The following is a 22,753-nucleotide window of genomic DNA, read 5'->3' as shown; positions in this document are numbered from 1 at the left end:
AATTCTAAAGGAGGCCGTTATAAGATTTTAAAGAATTTCTTAAGAATAAAAAAAGAATGTGCTTCACCTATCATAAACTGATATGTTCCCTTATTTTTCTATTTAGCCGTCGGATACTCATTGCACAACAAACGATATGGCTCTTCATCTTCTTCAATTTCTGGGAAACGCCCTACCGGAGGCTGAAAACAATTGTCTGTATTATCATCATTGCACATGGATACTTCTCCGATCAAAACATCTCCTGTACCAGGTTTCACATCAAAATCATGAAATTGGTGCGGCCACAGGGTAATACTTTCTCCCGGTTTCAGTTCTACGCCGGTTCCGGCAGGAACCAAATAACTTCTTCCATCTGCATTTACTAAAACATCCGTATCTGCCAACTGTTCTTTTCCGTCATCATTATATACATGAATGATCAACGTACCTCCACCGCGATTAATTATATCTTCTGATTTTTTCCAATGAAAATGCATCGGCGAATGCTGGCCTTCTTTTAACATTAACAACTTTTCAGCATACACTTTAGAATATTTTGGATTATTCTGATTTCCATTGCGCAATGTGATCAATGCAAAGCCTACTTTTTCCCAATCGCCTAATCCATAATCAGTAATATCCCACCCCAGCATATTATCTCTTATTTCGTCATACTCATGGCCTTTTGTCTTCCATTCCTCTGGGGTAAAATTACAAAACGGTGGAAGATAAAATCCATTTTTTCTGACCAGTTCTTCCATTTCCTTAATGCATCTATTTATTTCTGATCTTTTCATTTCTACCTCCATTTCTTTCTAAAACAGACTCATATGAGACACGTTTTTAGCACTTCTTCCAAGCATTCCGGAGCGCCTTTTGCTGCCCCCAGTTCCAAACTCCAGTCCAGTCCTCTATATTTCTTACACCGATCATCATTTTCTACAAAATCAATCAGACGTTCCATCATTTCCAGATTCCATACTGAATTGTCAATCGCCGCCGTCGTATAGATTCCCTTCTCTAACATCTCAAAGCCAAAAATATCTTTTGCATGTGTCTTTTCAGCACTATTGATCACATCTTTTACTAAATGACTCGGAATGAAAAGTAATCCACTCTCTGTTCCCATTACAATATCTCCTGGAAGACATACCGCACTGCCGATCCGGCAGGCGCCATTCAAATCTGTCAGCACACATTCACGAATCGGTGTAGGATCGATTCCCCGATAAAAAACTTGTGTATCAATCTTTTTCATCTGCTCAATATCTCGAACACCGCCCCATATTACTGCACCGCCATTCCCTGTTTTTACATGAATCGCAGTTGTAAGATTTCCGCCGGCAAAAGTACCGTTATAGACTTTATCAAACATATCTGCAACTACAACATCTCCGTTTCCAAGATTATCCACAACCCATTGATTGAAAAATCCTTCCCAGCCCTTTTCTTCTCCTTGTTTTCGCACAACCTTTGCCAAATCCGGACGAATCGGCATGAAGGTGCAAGTCACTGCTCTTCCCACTAATTTTTTTTCACTATGTAGATACTTCATTCCACCTTCATATTGAAAATGGTATCCTTTTACATAAAGTGGAAGCCAGATTTCTTCCAATGTCATTGTTCTTAATTTATCTAAATATACATCTGGAACTTTCGGTCGTCCGTCTTCTAATCGCTCTCCCTTCCACTCCTGTGTCAATTCTATAATTTCTTCCCTTGTATTGATAATCACATTTCGTTCCTCCTTGTCCATCCGGCATTCTCTTTTATAATTCAATGACTCCTGGTGCAATCCGGTAAGCTTCCGGAGCTGCCTTCCAATCTGGCATTCCATATGCCATTGGGTTATACACAAATTCTCCAGCACGTATCGTAAGCATACATTCTAACATCTGTCTTCCCTGCATTCGCGCATTTCCACTATCTGCAAATCCGAAATTTCCTTCCTTTATTTTCAGAACAGCTATATCTGCATCCATACCCACTTCTAATTTTCCAAGCTCTGGATGTCCGATAATCTCTGCCGGACGTGCTGTTGTTCTATACAGTACCTCTTCTGGCGACATTCCGATATTTAAATACTTTGACATAACATTCAGCAGACCATATACAGGGCCATTTACATTGTGTAGGTATAGATCTGTGGACAGTGTATCCGGATAAAAACCTTGTTCATATGCCGGTATTGCATTTCTGAACCAGAAGCTTCCTGCACCATGTCCCAAATCAAAAAGAGTTCCTCTTTTTCTTGCTTCCAACATAAACTCTTGCATTTCATTTTTCTCATTCAGGATATGAAATTGCTGCGCATATACATGCGTATGAATATCCCCTGGTCTGAGCCGTCGAAGAATCAGTTCCTCATATGGACGTCCCGGCAAGTACGGTTGAACATCAGCCATAACCGGTTTTCCTGCCAATTCTCCTGCCCTCACTGCAGCATCCACTGAAGCCCACGCCGGATGCTCCTCATCAAATGGTTTTCCCACATGATAATGTGCTGTTTTCACGCCTACAACTTCCTTAATTTCTCTTGCGATTGCAGCCGCTGTTTCTATATAAAAATTCCGTGGTTCCAATTCAGAAGCGAGGCTGACCATTCCTCCATAGGCAATATTGATAAATGCCAAAATCCGCAATTTTGATTTATCTATAAAACGATCTTTAAAATCAAAAAAATCTTTACATCCGCAACTTCCTGCATCTACCGCAGTTGTCACACCATTTTGAAACATATGTGCTTCTCCATCAATCATCGGAAGTGTATCTTCCGATGAACCGCATAATGGATATATGTGCGTATGCATATCAATCAATCCTGGAGATAGAATCATTCCTTCCAGATTAATTTCTGTAATACCTTCTTTTTCAATTCCTGCCTCCATTGCAGTAATCTTTCCTTCTGACACTACAATGTTCTTTTCTTCAAAACACCGGCTTTGAGAATTATATACCCTCCCGTTTTTTAAAATATAATCTTTCAAAGTCATTCCTCCTCTGCTGTTATTTTAATCACATTGGTCACTCCCGGAAGGTCGAGAGAATCACAAATATTGAGTTGGGTATTCTCCTCATCCCACCGACAACTAACAAGCTTTCCACTCTTTTGACAGCAAATCAAAAGAATTTCATCGTCCGCAATCAAAAGTCCACGGGGAAATTTCCCTCCGCAATCCCATTCTCCGATCTTTTCTCCCAGTCTCTCCAGTGAAAAAGCCGAAACTGTTTCTGTACCTCTGTTTCCTACAAATAAAATCTTCTCTTTCCAGATATCCGCATCTCCCGGTACGTTATTTCCTACATACATTGTCGTATTCTTGGTACATATTCGCTGTACCTGTTGTTTCATCTGCCAAAAAGACAGTGTGCTTGCACACTCGTTAATAACTACCGCATTCTTTTCCGAATTCCACAGTAATATCTGGCGTGGTCCTTCACCTTCGTCAATTGGAAAATTTAAATTGCATTCTCCCAAAGCCCTTCCCTTCTGCTGATGTCTGCACACTCTGGATAAACCTAAGTCCACCAAGTAAAGCTGATTTTCTTTTCCCTGATAAACACAATGCGCATGCGACTCTTTCTGCCCTTTTTTCATCCAAATACATTGCGTCAATTCTGTATCCACTGCAAAAAAGTCACCACTCATATAACAGCTTCCATAAAGCATGGTACGGTCTTCCGATAAGCATAAATGACAAAGGCCCTCTCCCGGCGCCTGAAATCTTTTTTCTTCAATCAGATTTCCATTTTCCCATACAAATTTTACAATTTCATTCGTTTTTTCAAAGGCAGCATAGATATAACTTCTACGGTCAGATACAACTTTTTCAACTAGATAAGAGGGACCGCCATCATAATAATCCTCTTGTTCTCTTTGTATTTTCCCGTTATCAGTGATTTTCAATACAATAAGATTGGAATGCTTCTCTATATCGCCATATCCTGTTGCCACAAAATATTTTTCAGCCATCCCAAATCAGCTTTCTACTTCCACAATCACTTCTATTTCAACCGGAATATTATGATTTGGAAGATTTCTCGTTCCCATTACAGTTCTTGTATGATACCCCCGTTCTTCAAGTACATCTGCAATCGTATCTGAAAAACCATCAAATACTTTTTCCACATCAGTGAAACCTTCTCCGCAGTTCACCAACCCAAATGCTTTCACGATACGCTTCACCTTATCCAAACTTCCGAGTGTATCTTTCAACGCTCCCAGTATAATAATTGCACACTCTCTTGCAGCTGCATATCCTTCTTCCAATGTTAAATCTTCACCTATTCTACCTGAAAAAAGTGCTTTTCCAGTAATCTGGTCTTCCGGTCCATGTCCTGAAACAAAAATCAGATCATCTGTTTGTCTTAAAAGAACAATTCCTCTTTTCTTTTTATATACAGGTTCTTTTTCCTGTCCATCTTCGATGATTCTATTAATACTGTCCATTCATGCTCCCTCCTGCTATTTTCGTATTTTTACAATCGCCTCAACTGTAACAGGAACATTTTCCCATAATGCATATGCTCCCATTGCAGAACGTGCATGCTGACCTCTTCTTCCAAAAACTTCTACCATAAGATCTGAAAATCCATTCATAACATACGGCTGTTCGCAAAAATCTCCTGCACTATTGATCAATCCAAGCGCTTTTACAAAATAATCTACTCGATCCAATTCACCGATATAATCTTTCATTGTTGCAATCATATTCAATCCGCAAAGTCTGGCAGCTTCATACGCCGTATCTTTGTCTATCTCTGCTCCAACTTTTCCCTGATAAACAGGTTTTCCCTCTACATCTACCGGAAAATGTGCGGATAAAAAGAGAAGATCTCCTTTTATACAAGCATCTACAACACCTTGTCCCTTTCTATTTCTAACCGGAAGTGTAATTCCTAAATTTTCTAATCTTTTTCCTGTCTCACTCATTTTTTATTTCTCCTTCTATATTTTTATTTAGCCTTTTACCGCACCACTCGCTAATCCTTCTACAAACTGCTTTTGTACAAGCATAAAAACAATAATAATTGGAATTGTGATTAACATTGCAGCCGCCATTGTCTGTCCCCAGTCTACCCTGTAAAAAGATGAAAATTCACTCAGTGCCAACGGAACTGTCCTGCTGGATTCACTTCTCGTAAGTACATTTGCAATCGCAAATTCATTCCATGATGAAATAAAAGCATAGATTCCGGTTGCCGCCAATGCCGGTTTTAAAAGTGGAATCACGATTTTGGAAAGCATCTGTATCGTCGAGCATCCATCCATCACCGCTGCTTCTTCTATTTCTTTTGGGATTCCCTTAAAATATCCTTTTGCCATCCATGTAACCAACGGCATACTGATTGCCAAATGTGCAATCGCAAGCCCCAGTTTTGTGTCTACCAGACCCACTGCATTTTCCATATAATACATCGGAATCATCAAAACTGTTAATGGAAGCATCTGACTGATCAACATAAAAAGGGACAATCCTTTACTTCCTCTAAATTTGAATCGAGCAAACGCATATCCGGCGCTTCCTCCTAAAAGAAGTGCAATAACAGTAGAAATTCCACCTACAATCATACTATTCAAAAATGCTCTTGGAATCGAACTTTCCGTAAGCACTAACAGATAGTTGCTCAATGTCGGCATTTTCGGAATCCAATACGGAGGATTGGAAAACACCTCGTTTCCGGGTTTGATAGAAGTACTTGCAACCCATGCAAGCGGAAATAATGCTGCGATCACTGCGAATCCTAGAACAATATATGTTAGAACAATTCCTATATGTCCCAGCCATTTTTTCTTTTTTTTCGTATCCATCAATTCTCCTCCTTAATGACAAATTTCACGTACAGCGCTGCAAATATCATTGTGATCAATAACTGCATTACAGCACTTGCTGAAGCTGAATTAATATTAAGAACCTGGAACTGATTATATACCAAAATCGAAAGGGTTGTTGTTTTCTGTCCTCCTGATGTCATAATAAAAATCAGTGAAAATTCATTGATTGCCCATACAAGCAGCATCAAAATACAAATGAAACTTACATCCTTTAACATTGGAAGTGTAATATACCATAATTTTTTAAACCAACCGGCTCCATCCAATTCTGCACTCTCATACAGATCTCTCGGTAATTGCTGTAATCCTGCTGTCATCATAAGCATAACATATGGTGCACATGCCCATACCTGAACAATGATTACCGATAACATCGCATATTGAGGACTGGACAGCCAGGAAATCTCTTTTTCAATTACTCCGATACTCATCAATAAATGATTGATCATTCCTCCATCTGTGGTAAACAACCATTTCCATGCCGTTGCCTTCACAACTCCCGGAATGATCCACGCAACAAATATGAGACTACGAAATACACCTTTTATCCTTGTTCCTCTTCTATTGATCAAAAGTGCAAGTATAAATCCGAGCAGAAATGCCGGTATCACGGTTCCCAATGTCCACACCAGCGTATTCCATATTGAAGATGTAAACATTGGATTTTTAAACAAGCGGAGATAATTTGTCAACCCTGCAAAACCGTTCTGTCCAATCGCATTCTCACTAAAACTCATAGATATGATATAAAATAATGGATATATGATAAGTAATGCTGTCACAGCAACTCCCGGAAGTATAAATGGAATCGCCTTTTTTTCATCTCTTGTCAAATAAAATTTTTTCATTTTTACCTCCGCCTCTTATAATTTATAGGGAGGGAAGTCCCTCCCTTTCATTAATTTGCAAGTAATGCATCAATATCTTTTGCCATTGCTTCACAAGCTTCATCTACCGACATCGTTCCAGCCACCGCATTTTGCATATACTGGAAAATGATCGGTTCCATCTCTGACCATCTTTCATATGTCGGTTCTGCTTTTGAATTATCTAACTGCTCCATAAATGGTTTCAACTCTTCTGTTGCAAACTGTTCATATTCCATTGCTGTTTTACTTGCCGGGAAAGAGTCTGTCAGTCTTGCCTGATTTTCCGGTGTTGTGATATATGCCATAAATTCAGCTGCTTCTTCTTTATTTTCACTCTTAGATGACAATGCTACACACCAGCCATTTGCTGTTGTTGTTCCCATTCCATCAACCCCCCGGAATAACAGCTGTTCCAAAATTAAGCTCTGGATAATCTGTCTTCAATGTCTCTACATCAAACGGACCTGTCAGCATGAATGCAAGATTCCCCTGTCCAAAAGATTCTCTCATTGTTGTATTATCAAATTCAGAACTTCCCGGTGAAGCATAGCCTTCTTGAATTGAATCTACAATATTTTTAAGTGCTTCCTTAGCCGCTTGACTATTCATCATACATTTTCCATTTTCATCCAATACATCTCCGCCATATGTATACATCTGCTGCACCAGACGTGTCGCCGCATTTGCCTGATTTCCTAACGGCCATGCAAAACCATATTTGCCATCTGTTGAAAGTTTCTTACTCATTTCTACCATTTCATCCCATGTCTCTGGAAATGTCTCATATCCTGCTGCTTTCAACATATCTATATTGTAGTAAATTCCAGAACCATCATATCGGAAAGGAACTCCATATACTTCTCCATCCACAGACGTAATATCCAATGCCGGTTCCACAATATCTGCAAAATCAATTCCAGCTGTTTTTCCCAATTCATCCATTGGCTCTAACAAGCCTTTGTTTGCAAACGGAGCAACATCTGTCAACAGCATGGTGCATATTTCCGGTGCATTATCTGTACTGATTGCTGTTGTAATTTTGCTTTTATATGTATCCCAATCAGTTACCACAATATCTACTTTTATATCCGGATGTTCTTTTTCAAATTCGGCTGCCATCTCTTTACTTTCTACTTCATCCCAGTTTGGTGTCCACCATTCAATGGTTTTCACACCTTCTTGTTCTTCAGAAGAAGAGCTTCCCTTTCCACATCCTGCTGCCATAGATACAACTAATGTTGTGCCGAGCGCTACCGCCATCCATCTTTTTGCAACTCTTTTTTTCATATTGATTTTTCCTCCTTTTCATTCTCGTCTTCTTTACATTTTAAATACTTTTCTGCAAGAAGACTGATTTTCATTAAACATCTTGTAATATGATATGGGCCTTTTAATTCAAAACCTTTCCAATCACATAAAACACCTCCCTCCCTGTTTAAAATTGAATACCATTCCCCATATTTTTTATCTCTGAAATAAAGTTCTGTATATTCATATAATTTCTTAAAGTAAATAAAATGTTTTTCATTTTCATTCAACAGTGCACTCATAAATAACGCATTCAAACCTTCTGCCTGTACCCACCAGATTTTGCTGTCCCATGCGGCCGGTATTCCTTCATAATCCGTCACCAAAAATTGTTCTTCCGGTGCTTTCCCAGCCACATCGATATGTTGGATAAATCCACCATAATTTTCATCATAACAGCGTTCGATCACCCAATCCAAAACCTCTTCTGCACGCAGTTTCCATGATTGTTCATCTAACATGCATCCCGCTTCCATCGCAAACCATAACGATTCCATAGCATGTCCAGCATCTACCAATCTTCCTTCTCCACTCAACTCTGGTCTTCCGTCCTGCTTTACATACTCCAATGGTGCCTGCAGTTCACTGTTTGCAAATTCATATAACGATTTTCTGACACATTCTCTCAATACATCTTCATATCGGTTTCCAAATAAATCAAAACTTTCCAAGGCAACCAATAACGTCATAAAATTCACTGCATGCTTCTGCCATCCTGCTCGGATTCCTTCTTTTCGTAGAACCTGTTCATCTTTTACATTTTGAAATAATTGTTCTGTCAACTGCCGCACTTTTGCAAGCTCTTCTTCGTCAGGCAGTACAGCTTTAAAATATTCATATAACCCTTTTATCGCAAAATGATCGGTAAAAATCGAAGTCGTTCCTTCTAAAACTTTTCCCTCTCTCGTAAGCAATTTTTGAAACCGCCCATTGCCTGCATAAAAATTTCCCTTTGTATAACGATACCCTTGCTCTGCAATATTAAGCCATGTCTCTTTTTTCTGGATAAATCGATACAAAGCTGCGAAGCTATACATATCTCTTCCTACAAACCATCCAGGTTTCACTGTCTTTATCAATTTTCCTTCTCTGTCAAAACAGTTAAAATATCCTCCATATTCCTGATCCAAAACCCTTGGCTCCCAAAATGGAATGTGATCTTCTAATAGCTGTTTCTTCGCTGATTCTCCAAGCTTCTTTATTTCATTTTTATGTGCTTCATAAAAACTCTTTCTCATATTTTGCCCCTTTGTAAACGTTTACTTTCTAAGCTAAAAAAAATATTTTATTCTGCTTCGAGTGCTTTGCAAAGCACTTCTGCTACTATATCTGCCTCTTCTTTATATAAATTTAAAGGGCTGATATATACGGCATTGTTTATTCTATCCTCTCCTATATAAATTCTTTCTTTTTTCAAAAAACTTACAATTTTTTCAGAACTATTCTTTTCAGAAAGATAACAAAATAATCTGGGATATTTTTGGCCTACCGGTCCCCGTTCGATAATTTTTAACGTAATCTCTTTTTCTATTTTTGCTACTCTTTCAGAAATCCTTCGCAAAATCTCACGAAGTTCACCATCTCTTTTTTCTTCATCCTGAAGTACATAGTTTTCAAGTGCTATATACAACCCTGCCATTGCTTCTCTGGACGTTTTTGATACACGACAGATTCCATGTTCCGGCGCACCAAACCGAATGCATCTTTCAATCCACTGTCTCGTTCCAAAAATCACACCACTGTCCTGCGGACCGCATAAAGTTTTTCCTCCGCTAAAAATCACCATATCCGCCCCCGCTTGTGTAAACCTTTTCAGGTTTTCTTTCGGTGGAAGCTGTGCCGCAGCATCTACAATGACGGGTACGTTGTATTTCTTTGCTATTGCAATTACAGTTTCCAGTGGAAGTGACCCTCTTTGATATAATGTAGATGCAAAATAGACCACCCCTGCTGTTTTTTCATTGATAGAACCTTCCAATTCCATCTCTAGTGTTTCGTCTGCATCACCAATTTCCACAATATCTGCACCACTAACTGCCAATGCTGCATCATACGCGTTTCTTTGTGCCCGCATAATAATAAATTCTCTTTTTGTCCCTACAATTTCAGGTAATTTCCTATAATAATATTCACTGTCTTCTGCAATACAGATACAAGCACATAGCAGCAACGCTCCTTCTGCACCATTTGTAAAATATGCCGCCTCATTTCCTGTTAATTTTGCTGCTTTCTTTCCAAATTGAATCTGCATTTGCTTAAGATCCACAAAAGAAGCGGCAGCTTCCTTCATCGCCTGCAATGTATTCTCCGCCATCCTGCTTCCGCCATACATAGTATAGGTATCATGCGCATTAATATACGGAATAATTCCGTTTTTCTCGTAAAAATCCATTCTTTGTTCTCCTTTACTCAATGAGCTTTAATGCTTGCGCCTCCGTCCACCATGAGAATCTGACCTGTCGTATACGTTGACATATCACTTGCCAGATAAAGTGCGGCATCTGCTATATTTTCCATTGTTCCCGGTTCTAATGGCTGCATCCGATATAAAAGTTCCATAAATCGTTCTCTTTCCTCTCCCTCCGGATATGTCTGGATTTCATCTATCATATTGTCACTCATAATCAAACCCGGACAGATGCAATTTACACGGATACCTTCTGATGCATAATCTAGTGCCATTGCACGAGATGTCGCATTCATCGCCCCCTTTGTTCCCGCATAGATTCCAAATCCTGGCATTGTTTCTACACTGTGTATTGAAGAAATATTTATAATATTTCCGTTCTTCCGTTCTCTCATTCCCGGTAAAAAAATTTTAGAAAAGCGAAGAAAACTTTTATAATTCACGGAAATCATTTTCTCCACCTGTTCTTCCGTACATTCATCGACTCTGCCATGGTCATTGATCCCTACTGTATTCACCAATATGTCAATACCGCCAAAGTCTTCTAAAATCTGTATTCCTACCTGCTCAACATTCTCTTTATTTCCAAGTTCCACTTCATATCCGCGGCTTTTGGGGGATACTTCTTGTATTTCTTTGATTGTCTGGCAAAGGCGTGGCACGTTCTTCCCGCCCACCGCCACAACAGCTCCCTGTGACGCAAATAATAATGCAATTTCTTTTCCGATCCCCCGGGCTCCTGTTGTGACAAATACTCGTTTTCCCTCTAATAACCGATTATAATTCTTCATACCAGCTCTCCCGTTTTTATAATTTATCCATGATACTCACAAACGGTCTCCCGTTCTATAATCTTAGTTTCATACATTTTTCTTACAGGCATTTTCGTATCTGTATTACTCAGTCGTTCACTCACCAATCGGATACTATCCATTCCAATCGTGTACAACGGCTGTTCTACCGTTGTAATTTCCGGTCCCCTGTATCGATCCGGTAAAATTCTTTGATTATCAAATCCCATGATCGAAATATCTTCCGGAACTCTTAATCCTCGGTCAAGCACCGCCCGTACAGCATAGCTGGCAAGCGCATCATCAGAACAAAAAACTGCCGTAGGTCTTTCTTCCAGATCTAAAAGTGCATTCATTCTCTCATACCCACTTCTATAATCCGCCGACGAATACTGAATATATCCCTCTTTCACTTCAAGATCAGCTTCCTGCATCGCCTGTATGTAGCCATTAAATCGCTCGATCGTAACCTTTTTATTCGGATTTCCACAAATATGTGCAATCTTTCGATGTTTCTTCTCTTTCAAATAATTCACTGCATTTTTTGCGCCGCCAAAATTATCGATCAGTAATTTATTACACTGTAAAGACGGTACATCATTTTCAATCATCACAAATTCTATCTGCTCATTATCCTGTATATACTTGATCATGCTTTCATCGCTTCGGTAAGAACCATATAGGATAACTGCATCAACTACACCATTCGAAAGGTATTTTACATAATTCTCTTTACTTTTTACATCTCCGCCCAGCGCACTGCAAAATACAACCGAATAACTTGTCTGCTGTGCCGCTGTCTCAAATCCTTTGATCAAATCATAAAAAAATGGATCATGCAGATTATTTACTACGATTCCAATCGCATTGGTTCTTTGCCTCACGAGCGATCTTGCCGCTGTATTGGGACTATACCCTAATTCCTTGATAACCTCCTGTACCTTCTCTGAAATCTGCTGTGTTACTCCATCTTTATTATTTACAACTCTGGAAACCGTAGCCGTTGACACATTCGCTTTCTTCGCCACATCTTTGATACTAACTCTCCTGTTTTCCATTGTACTTTCCCCCACTTCGCGCTCTGTATGTAAACGTTTTCTTGATTATATATCTCTCTCCTTTCATTTGTCAACATGTATATCTAAACTATATTTTTTTTATTTATTTTGTTTAATTTGTCCACGTGTTTTTTATAACTATTTACTAAAACTCTTGTATTGACATCTTCATTTGCTTTTCTTAATATAAAATTAACTGTTTCATCTCTTCACAGTTACAAATAATGTCAGTATACGAAGGATACTATGTTTCTCTTGTATACTGACACTACATTTCCAAAAAATAAAAAGGATGGAGAATAGCAGAAACTATGGAAAATATGATAATCGGAATTGATCTGGGCGGCACAAATTTGAGAATTGGAGCTGTAAACAATAAAAATAACTTAATCAAACCACTTGTTCTGAAAAGTGAGTGCATTGCAAGCTCCTCTTCTCCTATTAGCACGCTCTGTAAGTTGATTGAGGAATATCTGTACGACACAAATATCACCCATATCGACGCCATTTCTATTGGTGTTCCTTCTTCCGTAGAAAATGACAATGCCACGGTAATATGTACAACAAATATCCGGAATCAATCTGGGGAAGCTGTCTTTTCACATGTAAATATCGCAGAAAATATTAAAAAACACTTCCACGTTCCTGTTTTTGTAAATAATGATGTCAACAATCTAATGTTATATGACACGCTAACCCATCATCTTGAGGATAAAAAGGTTCTGGTTGGAATTTATATCGGTACAGGTGTCGGCGCTTCTGTAATCATCAACGGAGACTTTTTAAAAGGGAAAAATGGGGCTGCACTTGATCTTGGACACATTCCCTATTATGGCAAAGAAGAACTCTGTAGCTGTGGAAAAAAAGGATGCTGTGAATGCTATGCTTCTGGTTGGCGCTTACAGCAAATTCGGAAAGAATATTATCCCGATTCCCCGATCAGCGAATTATTTACATTACACAAAACAGAAGAGCCTCTACTAGATTTTGTATCAGCCTGTGCTAATATATATGCAATTATGGCAACCATATTTAATCCAGATGCACTGATCATCGGAGGCGGCATTCCTGAAATGAAAGATTTCCCAAAAGAACAGTTCGAAAAGGAAATTAATGCCTCTGTCGGAAAAGATGTGCTGTCTTATGGATTTGACGTTATTTATTCCACTCCATTTGTAGGAAAAGGAATCATCGGAGCCGCTATATTCGCAAGAAAAATGCTGCTGAAATCTTAAATAAAAGGAGAACGGTCTCATAATAACAATGTGCAAAATTCACAGAATTTATAGCTTAATTTTATAAAATTCACTTATTTCTCTTCATAGAAGAATATGCTCCAACAGCTTTATTACATCAAACAAAGTATCAAACCGGTGCCAGATAAGCTTCCTTGTCTCTTCCGCCGGTTCCACCATATCCGGAATCATAATCGGGCGCATCCCCGCCCCATATGCGGACTGTATACCTGAAGGTGCATCCTCCAGCGCGATTGTATTCTCCGGTCTTGTACCAATTATACGGCATGCTTTCTCATAGATCTCCGGATCTGGTTTGCTTCTTGTCACCATATCCCCACAGACTACACCATCAAAGTAGCCAAATATCCCCAGTCGGGTTAAATTTTCCTGCGCATGCTGTCTGCGAGACGAGGTGGCAAGGCCCATCTTAAGTCCGCGTTCCTTCGCGAAGAGAAGCAGCTCCTTTGCCCCCGGCTTTATATCCAGTCCTTCTGTATCTACAATTTCATGGAATTTCTGTCTTGTCATAGCAGTGAATTTCTCCATCGGAAAGTCCTCCGCTATATGTTTCCTAAAATATTCCTCTCTGCCTACCACATTCATACCGATCGTATGATAAATGTGAGAGCCAATATCCGGATACCCTAAGATTTTCCCCACATGCTCCCAGGATCTCTGCACTATTTTTTCAGAATCTACGAGCAGTCCATCCATATCAAAAACCAGCCCCTCTATCGGCGCTGGTTTCTTCTGGCTCATTGCTTCTCCTCCTGGGGACGAAACTGAATACTTCCAGTCTGCGCATCCATTCCATCCACAATCGCAAGAGACTCTAACTGAAAGCCCAAATTCCTTATAATTCTTCCACCGGACTGAAATCCCTTCTCAATGGCGATTCCGATTCCCTCCACAGTCGCACCTGCGGCCTGCACAATCTGAATTAACCCCTGCAAAGCACATCCGTTGGCAAGAAAATCGTCGATAATCAGGACATGATCTTCTGGCCCTAAAAACTTCTGTGCGACGATCACATGGTTTTTACATTTATGAGTAAAAGACTCTACCTCTGCCACATACATTTCTCCGTCCAGATTGATACTCTGTGACTTTTTTGCGAAAACAACAGGAACATGAAAATGCTGCGCCGTAATACAGGCGATCCCGATCCCGGACGCCTCAATCGTAAGAATTTTATTAATATGCTTTCCGGCAAAACGCCGTTTGAATTCTCCTCCCATCTCCTCCAACAATTCAATATCCATCTGATGATTCAAAAAGCTGTCTACCTTTAATACATTTCCTTCTTTGACTACTCCGTCTTTCACGATCCGTTCTTCTAAAAAATTCATCTCTCCAACCTCTCTAATCTGTTTCAAATATTTTAAATACTCTTTTTAAAATATACGCATTTAACCATGTCACTATCGAAACTCCGATTCCCATCCAGATTGGAACCGACAAAAGAATTGTCCGTACAGTAAGCAGGGAAGCTGCCACAGGAACTACTACAACTACCATCATCAAAAACGTAAAGGGCAGTTTCGCAATGGACAGAATCACTGCATTTTTCAATGTTGCCTTCGTACTGTTCTCATATCGGGCAAGCAAAGGAAACACATATAAGAATATAGCAAACAACCAAAAACTAAAAAATCCAAATATAACCTGAAATACAATCCGTATAGTCCCTTCTAAGGAACGAGCCATATTTAGATCCACCGAAAGAATCAAGCCCAGTGCCGCAATCAGCAGCCACACTATGGTAGCTTGTTTGAAATTCTGTTTAAATGCTTTAAAAAAGCTTCGGGCAATATATCCTTCTTCGTTTCTTACGATTTTCTGCATCACAGAATACAAAGCTGTTGTCGATGCGCCGATTGTCACGATCGGAATCGAACAGACCAGCCACAAAATGTTGAGAATCACAAAATCACAGATACGCGAAAGCGCCCTTGTAACAACATTGTCGGTTATATTAAACTTCATAATGTATATCGCCTTTCTTCTTAATGTTCTGCCGAAACCCGAAGGGAATGGGTTACGATGTGTCTTTTAAAATATAGTATAGCATATCTTGTGCCTGTAGGAACAAAAAAATTATCTCTTTTTATCTCCCACCGCGGCGTATGTATCCTGCCAGAAGAATAAAGAATGTACTTTGCACATTCTCGCGCCGAAGCAAGGCTGCGTCAGCAGCCATTTTCTAGCTGCGCGCAGTGCGCATTTTTTAATTTAAGTTGACAACATTGAAATGTGCATCCTCAGAGGGTTTTCTTGTATAGAAAATGAAGTTTTCCCTATAAGAATAAAGAGCCTGCTTTTTGCAGACTCAAAAGGTATTTTATTTTTAGGTATGAAAAAAGCGGGTGATGGGAATCGAACCCACGTATCCAGCTTGGAAGGCTGGTGTTCTACCATTGAACTACACCCGCATCATCTCTGACACGAGTAATATATTATCATATGTGTAATCAAATTGCAAGTATTTTTTTCATAAACCCTTGTTTTACATCTAAATTGCATGATATTTTTTAGTAATCTCCGATACTGGTTTATTCAGATCACTTTTGTCTATTTTACTGCCTATCAATTCAGAAATTTCATATTCTTTATAAACGGTATCTTTTGTTCCTTCAATAACCGTATTGTTGACCTCTTGAGCACCATTCATTTTTTCTGTCAAAAGCTCTCTTGATGTGGGCCATGCGAATGTAAAGGCTGTCCTTATCTGCATAAATATACAGACAGTAAAGACCACAGGAAGCTGTATGGGAAGACTATATGGAAATCTGTGAGAACATACGCCATACCATAGGGAATAAAGAAGTTGGCAAAAAAGAAAGATACAGGCTGTTTCCGTCTTTAAGAAAACGGCTTTTCTTTTTTGTCTTGAATTTTCAAAGAAAAAGACAAACCGGGGATTTCTTATCTTTTCTAATCCCGGTTTGTCTTCCGTCTGAAAGGACAGGTAAGCTGACTGTCCTTTTTCTTCTTGTATCTGCTTGTGATTTACATTTTTTTCTTGCCTGCCGCCGCTACGCCAAGTACTGCCAGAGCCGCCAGCATCACTGCCGCATAAACAGAGATATTTGCGGTATCTCCTGTTTTCGGAACCTTTGAAATCTGTTCCTTTTCTGTTGTCTGCTGCTTCTCGCCCTTATCGTCGTCTCCTTTTCCGTCCTCCGTTTTACCTGTAGCAGGAATCACGGTGTCCGCTTTTTGAATTTCCTTTGTCAAAGCCTCGTCGGAAAAATATTTGTCACAGCCCGCGCAATACCAGTATGCAATATTTCCCGCTTCCGTCGCCGTAGGCTGCTTTGCCTCTACCTTCTGCGCCTGATGCGTGTGAACCGTGACATTCTCGTTTGCGTCAACCGTCTCGCCGTTGATTACCACATTGCCGTTTCCTTTGTTTGAGACTTTCACGCCGTCCGCAACCGTCAGCTGAGTTCCTTCCCCAACATAAATCTCCACGCTGTCTCCCGATTGAAGGGCCTGCACTTCTGCCTGTACCCTTGCGGTTCCTACAACGGTTTTGGTCGCACCACTTGCTGTGGTGATGTTCGCATAATCGCCCGAGATAGTAACCTGACTGCCGACCGTTCCGATTTCTCCGCCCGTTACCGATACCGTGTTCGTTCCCTCAGAAGATACCGTACCCGTTACCATACCGCCGGAAATCGTACCTGCTCCGTTATTTTGAACGGTAAAATTTCCATTGATTGTTGTTCCGGAAACCGTTACCGTCGCTGACTCTTTGCTAAACGCATCACTTCCATAATTACTTGCGAAAACATTTCCGTTTATCGTTCCGCCTTGAAGTTCTATCTTACCACCGTTCGTTGCCTGCACATTGCCGTTCACAACGGCATTTTCCAACGTCACATTTCCACCGTCATAACTGCCCCACTTGTCACTGTCAAACGCCGATCCGCCCGCAGGCGCATCAATGACCGAACCGCCTGTGATTTTCGTGCTTCCGTTGTTGTTGGAAACGGTTAAATTACCGCTGCCGTCAGCCGCCTTCATGGTAACGCCGTCTATTGTCAAATCACAATAGTTTTGTACGAGGAGTTTCGCCGTGCTTGAAGTAACCTTTCCATTTTTTATGGTCACCGTGGAACCCTGCAAAAGCTGCAATCCATTTGTCTCCGTCCCCGCCGAACCTACCGTATCTGTAATATCCCATGTATGTCCGCCTAAATCAAATACGATATTTTGTCCTGCCTGAACCTTTACGCCTGCCCCGGTAAAATCCTGGGTCAGCGTAATCGTTGCCTGCGCGCCGCCTGTCTGCACGGCTGCAACCGCCTCCGCTACCGTGGCATACGTCGCCGTCGTCTCCCCTTGCGTCAGCGTTATCGGCTTGTCCTCCGCCTGCACGTCAACCGCTGCAACGGCAAACACCATGGTAAACGCAAAAGCCGCCGTTGCGGCAAGTCCTGCCACTCTCTTTATAAATCCCTTTCTCATTTCTGCCTCCTTGAAATTATAAATAAAATTCTATGACTATAATAGTACCCCCCCCCCCGAATGTCAAGGAATATTTTGCACGTTTGTTGAAAGATTCTGTAAATTTTGGTTTTTGTTTCCTGCATCACAAAAAGCACCGCCTGCATGACGCGCTTCCGCCGCCGTCACACAAGTCGGTGCTTCTTCTTTTATCTATCCTCTGCGATAGATTTTTACACCTGTCTTTTTATTAGTTTTGTCAGACCTTTACTTTTTCTCTTCTAAATCTTCCATTGTTTTCCACTTTTCCATCGCTTCTTCTATATCCATTCCCTCACTGACCGCTTGTTTGCGCGCTGCGTTAACTTCCTGGATTTCCCGCATCCTGTCTCCGGACAAGCTGTAACGGTGCATTGCATATAAGGTGAGTACCCACGCAATCATAGGAATGATACAGAACAGTACGATCACAACCCATTTCATTCCCTCCATATAAGGAGTGTTTGTATCTGGAAGCTTCTGGATTCCGATTACCATAACTGCAATTCCCACCACCGTAGAACCCAGTGATGATACCAGCTTATCTACCAGGCTGAACAAGGTTCCCATAATTCCCGGCACATATTTTCCACTTCTGTACGTTTCATAGTCCGAGCAGTCCGCGACCATAGGAATCGGCATATCTGCCGTAGAATAATATGCACCGTAGCCAACTGCATAACAAAGTATAAATAAAATCGTATAGAGATTCAGATGGCTAAGTGACAGAGTCGTAAGCACACTGCCTTCTTTCCAGAACAGCAAGAGTGCCAATACCCCAACATAGCAGATAAGCGCCACCCTTGTATACTGTGCCAGAGCCGCTTTCTGCCCCTTTTTCTGTGCAGTTCTTACACTGAGCAAAAAGAAGGGCACAGAAGCCGCATAACAGATGATATATATGGGAAGATACAGTCCGCTGTAGTTTCCCATCATAGAGGCATAGAGCATACATGCCACACTGGCGTTTGTCGCAATGGAAAATGCCAGCTTTGTACTTCCTCCTGCCAGCATAAGCATGCGCAGTTCCTTGTTCTTCACAAGAATATCCGCATATTCTTTCAGCTTTACCTTTTCTTTCTTCTCTCCCGCAATTCCAAAGTATTCCGGTCGGTCTTTCTCCCAGATTCCAATCACCGCAAGCAGTGTAAGCACTGCGGAAAGAATGATGGCCAGTGGAATTACAAAATTAAAAAATGCCTCTGATCCATATCCTACTTTTCCGCCTACCACTGTCGCCACAATCTGAATCAAGCCCATGCCGACCAGTGAAGCAACGGTATTGAATATGGTAAATAATGGGCGCTGTTTCGGATCATTGGTAAGTACCGTCTGGCCAGAACGTGTACACGCCGTCTGAAACGTATACCCGATGACATAGAGCATATACATCAACACAAATCCCGTATAACGCAGCCACATCATGTCTTCTGGGATCATACGGGTTCCGAAATACAGAATCACCGCGGACACCGCCATGATTCCATTTCCCAGGATAATATACGGGCGGAATTTCCCTAGTTTTCCAGATGTTTTATCTATGAGCATCCCGATAATCGGGTCGGTAAACGCGTCAAAGACACGCATTACCGTCACCATTGTCGTAGCAAACATCAAAGCAAGCCCCAGAACACCATTCGCATGGTACGCTATATAATTCATCGTCAGGATGTAGTATACATTTGTCGCACCATTGTTGAAGGGGAAAAGCACCAACTGATAGAGCTTTGCCCGATTTACTGATGCCGCTTTCATCTCATTCATGATTCTTTCTGCCTTTCACTCTTATACGCTTTCTTATATTCTTTGTAGCTTGTATAAATTTCCGTCTGTTTGAATTTCCGCTTTCTTAAGATCCACATTACAAGAGAAAGTACAAACAGGATTGCAAATATAGCTACTGCAATTCTCAATATCACAAGTACCGTTAAGTCAACCGTTTTAATGGTCGTATTCTCTCCTACTCCATTCATCCCTGCGGAATGCAGCGTTGCATACAGGTTGTAGTGGCATGCTGTCCGCATTGCGTTTACAATCACAGGATCCTCTTCGTATTTTGGAAGCTGATCGGTAACGTAAGGAAGCATCGCATCAAAAATGGTCACGCCTGCCATCAGGCCGTCTACTCCGTTTACATAAGTTGTCAATACATTGTCTGTTATATTCTTTCCTGTACATCCCCACTCATCACGCAGAATATTGGTCATCAATCCTCGGTGTCCGCCAGACCAGATACAGCCCCAGCGTGTATACGCTGTCATCACACCGTTTGCTCCGCCTTCTTCCACTGGAGCCTGGAATGCCTTCAGATAGATCTCGCGCGCTGCCTGTTCATTTACCCATACGCCAAGTCCGATTCGATCCTGTTCGCTGTCGTTCAGTGCGTAATGTTTCATTACAACATTGATTCCTTTATCCTGGATTGCACCTATCTCATATGCACTCATCTTACCGGACAGGAAGCCATCCTCACTATAATACTCGAAGTTTCTTCCTCCAAACGGTGTACGGTGAATATTATTTCCCGGGCCATACAGGCAGGATACGCCTGCATGAATACAGTTGTTTCCGATAATCTTACCAACCTCCGTCATAAGATCGACATTAAAGGTTGCCGCCATCACGTCTTCCGATGTAAATGCGGTGGCATCCATCTGTGTTTTGTCAGAAGCAATCAGGGAAGCGGTCAGTCCCTGCGGCCCGTTTTCATCTCTCGTTCCCGGAGCCTCCACCGATTTTACAGGCATTGTCCAATGGAACGCATCTCCTATCAGAGTTACCATCTCGTCAAAGGTAAGCTGATCGAGTAGATCCTCCCATTTTTCATCATCAAAATCCAGTCCCATCATATCATAGAGCTTTAATCCATTGTCCGCACCCATTGTCGGCATTTCCATTTCTTCATAGTCTGCCGGATCATACTGTACGTCCTGGAGATCTTCTGTCATTTGTTCTGTCAGTTCCAGCTTCAGGCTTTCTACAGGGAAGGTTCCCTCCCAGTCATTTCTGGAAAGATATGTGATCTCCTGTTCGGTTCCTTCATACAGATTAATGTCAGCGTTGGAAAGCTGGTTTTCAATCTTTGTTCCGTTTGCAGATACAGAATACGTCTCTGCGTCGAATTCTGGCTGGTTCCATTTATACACGAGGGAAGCATCTCCGTCTTTGTCCATGCGCCCTTTCGTGTTCTCTGTTGTATATCCTTTTGCCGCCAGTGTATTATTGACTGCGTCGTGGGCATCTGTTCCGATTGTCAGGTAATAGTCTCCTGCATCCAGAATATAGGTGCCTGCTCCGTATGTGTCATAGGACGCAAGATCTCTTTTGTCAACGTACACTGTCACTGTCTGAGATTCTCCCGGAGCAATGCTGTCTGTTTTTGCAAATCCGCAGAGTGATACTGCCGCCTTTTCCACTCCATTCTCTATATCATACTGTGTATATGGAGACTGAGAGTATACCTGAATCGTCTCTTTACCCGCATAGGTGTCCCCAGTGTTCGTTACTTTTACAGACACTTCAAACTGATCGGAGGAAGCATTGTATTGCACTTTCATATCACTGTAGGCAAAGTCTGTGTAGCTCATTCCATATCCAAATGGATACGCGACATCCTCATGGTAGGTATATTCCCCTGCATTTCCGGTTCCCATAACATAATCTTCATAACGGGTTTCGTAATATTTATAACCGACATAAATGCCTTCCTGGTAAATCATATACGTGCTCGCATTTTCCGGAATCACGCCCTCTTCATAGCCTTCATATGTGATAGGTTCATAGTTTACCATAGCCGGTGAGGAATAGTTATCATATAAATACGTGTCCACAAGGCTTCCTGAAGGATTGACCTCTCCGGACAGAATCTCTGCGACCGCGTTTATACCAGAAATTCCTACGTCTCCAATCCACATGCAGGCATCTACATCATAGACATTTTCTTTTAGAAAATCTACCTGGAGTGCATTTGCTGAGTTGATAAGAACGACAATCTTGCTGATGGTTCCGTCCGCTTTCATCGCCGCCACATTCTCCATCATCTCTTTTTCATTTTCATCCAATGCAAGATAATTCTTTTCCTTAAATTCCAGGTCTGCCCCTTCTCCTCCGACACGGGACAATACCACAACTGCTGCGTCCCCATAGGAAGCTACAGAGTCCTTTACTTCTTCTGTATAGACATCCCACGGTACCTCTGAGACAGAGGCACTCGCTAAGCTTACCATTCCACCCTGGGCGCGTGCATATTCTTCTGTCTCTTCTCCGGCATAGAAGTTCCAGAGCGTCTCATTTACTTCAAATCCGCTTTTCTCCAGGGCTGTCTTTAAATTATCTGCTTTGGAAGCGTCAATATTACCGGAGCCTGTACCACCATATACCAAATTCGTGGAAGAATTTGAAAAGCAGCTAAGCTTTGCTCCCTTGTCAAGTGGAAGAGCATTGTTTTCATTCATCAAAAGGGCCGCCCCCTCTGCCTCCACTTGTTTACAGATTTCCAGTCCATATGCATTCATCTCTTCTACAGAAGCAAAATCCGATTCATAATACACCGCATTTTTGTCTTCATTTTGCAGTTCCCAGAAGGTTCCTCCTACGAATGCTGCTACAGTATTGTCAAAAATTGACAGCACGATCAGCGCCGGAATCAAAATGACGGAAAGCACTGCACTGAATATCGTCAATCCTTTCCACGGGCGGATCGCTTTTCTCCGCGCTTTGTTATACGCTTTCTTCCTTGTTTTCATTTCCTTCTTTTTTTCTTCCATAATACCC

Annotated in this window: 22 protein-coding genes and 1 tRNA gene; 1 reads left to right on the top strand and 22 read right to left on the bottom strand. The window is 41.2% G+C overall.

The genetic code is table 11. The features are described 5' to 3' along the window. Window positions 1-98: 98 nt before the first annotated feature. The 14 genes from ACZ5C4_RS04285 to ACZ5C4_RS04220 are packed head-to-tail and all read right to left on the bottom strand — an operon-like array spanning window position 99 to window position 12,251. The gene (locus ACZ5C4_RS04285) at window positions 99-779 is read right to left on the bottom strand and encodes a D-lyxose/D-mannose family sugar isomerase (RefSeq protein ID WP_464519914.1); all 681 of its coding nucleotides are present in this window, start codon (window positions 777-779) and stop codon (window positions 99-101) included. A gap of 29 nt (window positions 780-808) precedes the next feature. Further along, on the bottom strand, window positions 809-1,717 hold the full coding sequence (locus ACZ5C4_RS04280; RefSeq protein WP_186875546.1) for an RraA family protein: 909 nt from the start codon (window positions 1,715-1,717) through the stop codon (window positions 809-811). A 34-nt stretch (window positions 1,718-1,751) separates the two neighbouring features. Continuing rightward, the gene (locus tag ACZ5C4_RS04275) at window positions 1,752-2,975 is read right to left on the bottom strand and encodes an amidohydrolase family protein (protein WP_464519913.1); all 1,224 of its coding nucleotides are present in this window, start codon (window positions 2,973-2,975) and stop codon (window positions 1,752-1,754) included. After that, window positions 2,972-3,955 (bottom strand): lactonase family protein, encoded by a 984-nt coding sequence (locus tag ACZ5C4_RS04270; RefSeq protein WP_464519912.1) that lies wholly within the window; start codon window positions 3,953-3,955, stop codon window positions 2,972-2,974. The genes ACZ5C4_RS04275 and ACZ5C4_RS04270 overlap by 4 nt, the downstream gene beginning before the upstream one ends. Before the next feature lie 6 nt (window positions 3,956-3,961). After that, window positions 3,962-4,432 carry a RidA family protein gene (locus ACZ5C4_RS04265; protein ID WP_464519911.1) on the bottom strand — a complete coding sequence of 157 codons (471 nt, stop codon included), beginning with the start codon at window positions 4,430-4,432 and terminating at the stop codon, window positions 3,962-3,964. 15 nt (window positions 4,433-4,447) lie between these two features. After that, window positions 4,448-4,915, bottom strand: coding sequence for a RidA family protein (locus ACZ5C4_RS04260; RefSeq protein WP_464519910.1), 468 nt, complete (start codon window positions 4,913-4,915; stop codon window positions 4,448-4,450). A gap of 27 nt (window positions 4,916-4,942) precedes the next feature. Then, entirely contained in the window at window positions 4,943-5,794 is an 852-nt protein-coding gene (locus ACZ5C4_RS04255) for a carbohydrate ABC transporter permease (protein ID WP_186875551.1), read from the bottom strand. Continuing rightward, entirely contained in the window at window positions 5,794-6,666 is an 873-nt protein-coding gene (locus tag ACZ5C4_RS04250) for a carbohydrate ABC transporter permease (protein WP_186875552.1), read from the bottom strand. Before ACZ5C4_RS04250 ends, ACZ5C4_RS04255 begins: the two co-directional genes overlap by 1 nt. A 50-nt stretch (window positions 6,667-6,716) precedes the next feature. Next, window positions 6,717-7,070, bottom strand: coding sequence for a hypothetical protein (locus tag ACZ5C4_RS04245; protein ID WP_464519909.1), 354 nt, complete (start codon window positions 7,068-7,070; stop codon window positions 6,717-6,719). A 4-nt stretch (window positions 7,071-7,074) separates the two neighbouring features. Then, entirely contained in the window at window positions 7,075-7,974 is a 900-nt protein-coding gene (locus ACZ5C4_RS04240) for an ABC transporter substrate-binding protein (protein ID WP_464519908.1), read from the bottom strand. Beyond that, a complete protein-coding gene (locus ACZ5C4_RS04235) occupies window positions 7,971-9,233 on the bottom strand; it encodes an AGE family epimerase/isomerase (protein WP_464519907.1) in 1,263 nt (420 codons plus the stop codon). Before ACZ5C4_RS04235 ends, ACZ5C4_RS04240 begins: the two co-directional genes overlap by 4 nt. A gap of 47 nt (window positions 9,234-9,280) precedes the next feature. After that, window positions 9,281-10,387 carry an aminotransferase class V-fold PLP-dependent enzyme gene (locus tag ACZ5C4_RS04230; RefSeq protein WP_464519906.1) on the bottom strand — a complete coding sequence of 369 codons (1,107 nt, stop codon included), beginning with the start codon at window positions 10,385-10,387 and terminating at the stop codon, window positions 9,281-9,283. A 17-nt stretch (window positions 10,388-10,404) separates the two neighbouring features. After that, window positions 10,405-11,193 carry an SDR family NAD(P)-dependent oxidoreductase gene (locus tag ACZ5C4_RS04225; protein WP_186875556.1) on the bottom strand — a complete coding sequence of 263 codons (789 nt, stop codon included), beginning with the start codon at window positions 11,191-11,193 and terminating at the stop codon, window positions 10,405-10,407. Window positions 11,194-11,216: 23 nt separating this feature from the next. Then, window positions 11,217-12,251: a LacI family DNA-binding transcriptional regulator gene (locus ACZ5C4_RS04220; RefSeq protein ID WP_464519905.1), complete on the bottom strand. Its 1,035-nt coding sequence runs from the start codon at window positions 12,249-12,251 to the stop codon at window positions 11,217-11,219. Between the two features lie 311 nt (window positions 12,252-12,562). Here ACZ5C4_RS04220 and alsK point away from each other — a divergent pair, with 311 nt between their 5' ends. After that, entirely contained in the window at window positions 12,563-13,486 is a 924-nt protein-coding gene (gene alsK / locus ACZ5C4_RS04215) for an allose kinase (protein WP_464519904.1), read from the top strand. Between the two features lie 84 nt (window positions 13,487-13,570). Here alsK and ACZ5C4_RS04210 read toward each other — a convergent pair whose 3' ends face one another. The 8 genes from ACZ5C4_RS04210 to ACZ5C4_RS04175 form a co-directional block, all read right to left on the bottom strand. Beyond that, window positions 13,571-14,248: an HAD family hydrolase gene (locus ACZ5C4_RS04210; protein WP_464519903.1), complete on the bottom strand. Its 678-nt coding sequence runs from the start codon at window positions 14,246-14,248 to the stop codon at window positions 13,571-13,573. Continuing rightward, complete coding sequence (locus ACZ5C4_RS04205; protein WP_464519902.1) at window positions 14,245-14,838, bottom strand: xanthine phosphoribosyltransferase; 594 nt, start codon at window positions 14,836-14,838, stop codon at window positions 14,245-14,247. Before ACZ5C4_RS04205 ends, ACZ5C4_RS04210 begins: the two co-directional genes overlap by 4 nt. Window positions 14,839-14,851: 13 nt before the next feature. Then, window positions 14,852-15,475 (bottom strand): YesL family protein, encoded by a 624-nt coding sequence (locus tag ACZ5C4_RS04200; RefSeq protein ID WP_464519901.1) that lies wholly within the window; start codon window positions 15,473-15,475, stop codon window positions 14,852-14,854. 375 nt (window positions 15,476-15,850) lie between these two features. Beyond that, a tRNA-Gly gene (locus ACZ5C4_RS04195) sits at window positions 15,851-15,921 on the bottom strand. Window positions 15,922-16,001: 80 nt separating this feature from the next. Next, window positions 16,002-16,160, bottom strand: a complete 159-nt coding sequence (locus tag ACZ5C4_RS04190; RefSeq protein WP_464519900.1) for a hypothetical protein — start codon at window positions 16,158-16,160, stop codon at window positions 16,002-16,004. 338 nt (window positions 16,161-16,498) lie between these two features. Further along, the gene (locus ACZ5C4_RS04185; protein WP_464519899.1) at window positions 16,499-17,962 is read right to left on the bottom strand and encodes a hypothetical protein; all 1,464 of its coding nucleotides are present in this window, start codon (window positions 17,960-17,962) and stop codon (window positions 16,499-16,501) included. Window positions 17,963-18,208: 246 nt separating this feature from the next. Beyond that, window positions 18,209-19,744, bottom strand: a complete 1,536-nt coding sequence (locus ACZ5C4_RS04180; RefSeq protein ID WP_464519898.1) for an MFS transporter — start codon at window positions 19,742-19,744, stop codon at window positions 18,209-18,211. Further along, window positions 19,741-22,746, bottom strand: a complete 3,006-nt coding sequence (locus ACZ5C4_RS04175) for a glycoside hydrolase family 3 C-terminal domain-containing protein (protein WP_464519897.1) — start codon at window positions 22,744-22,746, stop codon at window positions 19,741-19,743. Before ACZ5C4_RS04175 ends, ACZ5C4_RS04180 begins: the two co-directional genes overlap by 4 nt. Window positions 22,747-22,753 lie beyond the last annotated feature (7 nt).

This window comes from Mediterraneibacter flintii (genome assembly GCF_055387595.1).
The sequence above is the reverse complement of the archived record's forward strand: the minus strand, read 5'-3'. Positions and strand labels throughout refer to the sequence as shown.